Annotated in this window: 3 protein-coding genes; 1 reads left to right on the top strand and 2 read right to left on the bottom strand. The window is 71.1% G+C overall.

Features of this window, described 5'->3' with window-relative positions; translation table 11 throughout:
• Window positions 1–53: 53 nt before the first annotated feature.
• The gene (argH, locus tag AC2W7A_RS10240) at window positions 54–1472 is read right to left on the bottom strand and encodes an argininosuccinate lyase (RefSeq protein ID WP_485991264.1); all 1419 of its coding nucleotides are present in this window, start codon (window positions 1470–1472) and stop codon (window positions 54–56) included.
• Between the two features lie 109 nt (window positions 1473–1581).
• A complete protein-coding gene (locus tag AC2W7A_RS10235; RefSeq protein ID WP_485991263.1) occupies window positions 1582–2823 on the bottom strand; it encodes an argininosuccinate synthase in 1242 nt (413 codons plus the stop codon).
• 620 nt (window positions 2824–3443) lie between these two features.
• On the opposite strand from AC2W7A_RS10235, the gene rpf reads away from it, so the two are divergent.
• Window positions 3444–3907 (top strand): resuscitation-promoting factor Rpf (rpf, locus tag AC2W7A_RS10230; RefSeq protein ID WP_485991262.1); only part of this gene is annotated, 464 nt, incomplete at its 3' end.

Below are 3907 nucleotides of genomic sequence, written 5' to 3'. Positions count from 1 at the left end.
ACCCACCGAGCCGGCGAGTCGGCGAACGCCACGGACCCTCGGCACCGCGGCCTTCAGCGCTCCAGCTGGGCGGCCACGGCGGCGGGCGCGGTGCCGCCCTGGGCATCACGGGAGTCGAGGGAGCCCTCGGTGGAGAGCACCTCGCGAACCTGCGGGGTCAGGTGCTCCGAGACGGAGGCGAACTCCTCGTCGGTCAGGTCCCAGAGCTCCACGCCGCGGGACTCGGCGACCTGCACGCACTCGCCGGAGAGCTCGTGGGCCACGCGGAACGGCACGCCCTGACGGACGAGCCACTCGGCGATGTCCGTGGCGAGGGCGAAGCCCTGCGGGGCCAGCTCCGCCATGCGCTCCGTATGGAACGTGAGCGTCGCGATCATCCCGGAGACGGCCGGGAGCAGCAGCTCGAGGGTCTCCGCGGCGTCGAAGACCGGTTCCTTGTCCTCCTGCAGGTCGCGGTTGTAGGCCAGCGGCAGGCCCTTGAGGGTGGCGAGCAGGCCGGTGAGGTCGCCGATGAGGCGGCCGGACTTGCCGCGCGCCAGCTCCGCCACGTCCGGGTTCTTCTTCTGCGGCATGATCGACGAGCCGGTGGAGAAGGCGTCGTCCAGGGTGACGAAGCCGGCCTCCTTGGTGGCCCAGAAGATGACCTCCTCGGACACGCGGGACAGGTCGACGCCGATCATCGCGGCGACCCAGGCGAACTCCGCGTAGACGTCGCGGGCGGCGGTGCCGTCGATGGAGTTCCAGACCGCCGAGTCGAAGCCCAGGTCCGCCGCGACGGCCTCCGGGTCGAGCCCGAGCGAGGACCCCGCGAGGGCGCCGGATCCGTACGGGGAGACGGCGGCGCGGCGGTCGAAGTCGGCGAGGCGCTGGACGTCGCGCAGCAGCGGCCAGGCGTGGGCCAGCAAATGATGGGACAGCAGCACCGGCTGGGCGTGCTGCAAGTGGGTCCGACCCGGCATGGGGGCGTACGGGTGCGCCTCCGCCTGGGCGATCAGCGCATCGATGGTGGCGAGGACGCCACGGGCCACCAGGCGCGCGTGGTCACGGAGGAACATGCGGCCCATCGTGGCGATCTGGTCGTTGCGGGACCGCCCGGCGCGCAGCTTGCCGCCGAGCTCGGGGCCGGCCCGCTCGATGAGGCCGCGCTCGAGGGAACCGTGGACGTCCTCGTCCGACTCTGCGGCGGTGTAGGCACCGGAGACGACGTCCTCCTCGAGCCGGTCCAGGGCGGCGACCATGCCGTCCAGCTCCTCGGCGGTGAGCAGGCCGGCGGCATGCAGCACGCGGGCATGGGCACGGGAGCCGGCGATGTCGTAGCGGGCCAGGCGCCAGTCGAAGTCCGTGGACTTGCTCAGGGCGGCCAGCGCGTCGGCGGGGCCGCCGGAGAAGCGGCCGCCCCACAGGGCGCCCTCGTTGGTGCCGTGGCGGGCAGAGTCGGCGGGGGTGGTCACAGGACCCTCCTGAAGGATGATGTCGATGCGGCCGTGGCGCTCGGGCGCGGCCGCGGGATGGTGGGATGCGGGACGAGGCGGGCCCGACGCGCGGATGCGCCGGAGCCGCCTCGTCACCGGGCCGGACGCGTCAGTCGTTGCTGAGGCGGGCCACGTCGGTCAGGTCGGCGGTGCCGCCCAGACGCTGGTCACGCTCCGAGGCGGTCTTCGCGGACAGGCCGTAGATGTCGATGAAGCCGCGGGCCGAGGACTGGTCGAACGCGTCGCCCTCGTCATAGGTGGCGAGGTTGAAGTCGTACAGGCCGGTCTCGGAGCGGCGGCCCTGGACGGTGGCTCGGCCGCCGTGCAGCTCGAGGCGGATGTCCCCGTTCACGTGCTCCTGGGTGGCGTCGATGAAGGCATCCAGGTTCTGCTTCAGCGGGGAGAACCACTGGCCGTCGTAGACCAGCTCGGTCCAGCGGTCCGAGACCATCCGCTTGAAGCGCGACTGCTCGCGCTCGAGCGTGACGTTCTCCAGCTCCTTGTGCGCGGCGATGAGCGCCATGGCACCGGGGGCCTCGTAGATCTCACGGGACTTGATGCCCACCAGGCGGTCCTCGACGATGTCGATGCGGCCCACACCCTGGGCGCCGGCGCGACGGTTGAGCTCCTCGATGACCTTGAGCGGAGTCAGGGTACGGCCGTCGACGGCGGTCGGGACGCCCTTCTCGAAGGTGAGGGTCACGACGTCCGGCGCCGGGGAGAAGGCCGGGTCGTCCGTGTAGTCGTACACATCCTTGGTGGGACCGTTCCAGATGTCCTCCAGGAAGCCGGTCTCCACGGCGCGGCCCCACACGTTCTGGTCGATCGAGAACGGGTTCTTCTTCGTGGTGGCGATCGGCAGCTCGTTTCGCTCGGCGTAGTCGATGGCCTTGTCCCGGGTCAGCGCGAGGTCACGCACCGGGGCGATGCACTTCAGGTCCGGGCCGAGGGTCTGGATGGAGACCTCGAAGCGCACCTGGTCGTTGCCCTTGCCGGTACAGCCGTGCGCGACCGTGGAGGCGCCGAACTGACGGGCGGCGGCCACGAGATGACGGGAGATCACCGGGCGCGAGATCGCGGACACCAACGGGTAGGCGTCCATGTACAGGCCGTTGGCCTTCAGCGTGGGCATGCAGTACTGCTCCGCGAACTCGTCGCGGGCGTCGGCCACGTAGGCCTCCACGGCGCCGCAGTCGAGGGCGCGCTGGCGGACGGTCTCGAGGGACTCGCCGCCCTGGCCCACGTCGACGGCCACGGCCACGACCTCGGCACCGGTGGCCTCGGCGATCCAGCCGATGGCGACGGACGTGTCCAGACCGCCCGAGTAGGCGAGGACGATGCGTTCCTTCACTGGAGTGCTCCTAACGTTCTTCGCGATGGCACGGCCTCGGCGGAGGCCTGGCCGCATGCGAGCGGCCCGCCACCGGCGAGCCTAACTCCCGACAGCATAGTTATGCAACGTGTCGCATACATCACGGGCGACCACCCGTCTCCCATCCCTGCAGGCCTCGGCGCAGCCCGCGGCCCTCCGAGCGCAGCCCCGCCGAGTACACCCCCGCCCCGGCGGAAGGCACGCCGTGACCTTTTCGATGCCGCACGCGTCACATCGGGGCCATGCACAGAAGGACCTCACAGGTCCACTCAGGCCGTCAGATCGTCTCCACGAGCGACGCGAGCACCCGCTGGGCCGGACAATTCGTCCACCACACAGACAAGATCTCCCCAATTCGCACCCCGGACTTGACGGCCCCCCTCCTCAAGGCGTTGACTCTTCCGTAGTCGATTCGTGACCTAACCGTGACCGACAGTGTCGGACGCTCACACGCGGACCCACGGATCACCCCCTGTCGACGGCGCCGCTGCGGCGTCCCAGCCCGTCGGAGGACTTGACCCGAACCAGGGTGGACGGCCCGTTGCCTGACATGCACTGTCTCACAGGCGAAGAAGCGGCAACCCGACCCCCTCAACGCCATGAACTTCACTGCATCCTCTGCCAAGCGCACCACCGCCACCCTCGCCGCCGGCCTCACCGTCGCCGGCGCCGCCGCCGTCGGCATCTCCGCTCCCGCCCAGGCCGCCTCCGTGGCCACCTGGGACCGCCTCGCCCAGTGCGAGTCCGGTGGCAACTGGGCCATCAACACCGGCAACGGCTTCTACGGCGGCGTCCAGTTCACCCTGACCTCGTGGCGCGCCGTGGGCGGCCAGGGCTACCCGCACCAGGCCTCCAAGGCCGAGCAGATCGACCGCGCCGAGAAGCTCCTGGCCATCCAGGGCTGGGGCGCCTGGCCCTCCTGCTCGAAGCAGCTCGGCCTGACCGCCGCCGACGCCGCCGGCTCCTCCGCCACCCCGATCGAGCGCACCTCCTCCGTGGACCACGCCGCCCAGCAGCGTGCCGCCGCTGAGAAGGCCGCCGCCCAGCGTGCGGAGGCCCAGCG

It is taken from the genome of Micrococcus sp. LASM2_SD2 (genome assembly GCF_057364565.1).
This window is presented reverse-complemented; position numbering and strand designations above follow the sequence as displayed.